Source organism: Cupriavidus basilensis, from assembly GCF_029335485.1.
Lineage (GTDB): Bacteria > Pseudomonadota > Gammaproteobacteria > Burkholderiales > Burkholderiaceae > Cupriavidus > Cupriavidus basilensis_E.
This window is the reverse complement of sequence record NZ_JARJLM010000706.1, coordinates 1-740: the sequence shown is the minus strand read 5'-3', so window position 1 is coordinate 740 and position 740 is coordinate 1. Positions and strand designations below refer to the sequence as shown.

Genomic DNA, 740 nt, shown 5'->3' with positions numbered 1-740 from the left:
GCTTCGGCCGGCGAGATACGTTCGCGGCGCTGGCGCAGGAAGTCCGCGAGCGCAGCACGGGTGCGGTCAAGGGTGCGTGGCGGCATGGGAATCGGAAGGGACAGGATCAGCGGATTAGCCTATTGCCCTGTGTAATAGCATAAACACTTAAATTGTAATACTTTGGAAGCCGACTGAGAATGCGGGCCTGAGCTATCCACAGGATCCGCCATGCCTTCTCCCACTGTCTCCGGCGACCGCCCGCCGGGCCTTCGCCCCGCCACGGCCCAACCCGCGGCAAGTCCCTCCCCCACTGGCCTGGCAGTCCTGCTGCTGGGCGGCTTTGTCACTGTCTTCGACCTGTTCGTGGTCAATGTGGCGATCCCGGCCATGCGGACCGACCTGGGCGCCAGCTTCGGCGAGATCGGCGCCGTGGTGGCGGCCTACGAACTGGCCTATGGCGTACTGCTGATCATCGGCAGCCGGCTGGGCGATCTCCATGGCAGGCGGCGGCTGTTCGTGCTCGGCATGGCCGGCTTTACGCTGAGTTCGGCACTGTGCGGCGTCGCCGCAACCCCTGCGCTGCTGATCGCGGCGCGCGTGCTGCAAGGCATGGCGGCCGCGCTGTTGTTTCCGCAGATCTACGCCGTGATCCGCGTCAGCTATGCGGATGCGGCAAGGCGCCGCGCCTTTGGCCTGCTCGGCATGACGCTGGGCCTGGCCGCGATCGCCGGCCAGGTGCTGGGTGGCTTGCTGGTACA

1 protein-coding gene is annotated in these 740 nt (G+C 66.4%); it reads left to right on the top strand.

Annotated elements, in window-relative coordinates; translation table 11 throughout:
• Positions 1-210 precede the first annotated feature (210 nt).
• Positions 211-740, top strand: a 530-nt coding sequence (locus P3W85_RS43555) for an MFS transporter (protein ID WP_276269381.1), incomplete at its 3' end; no start/stop codon positions are given.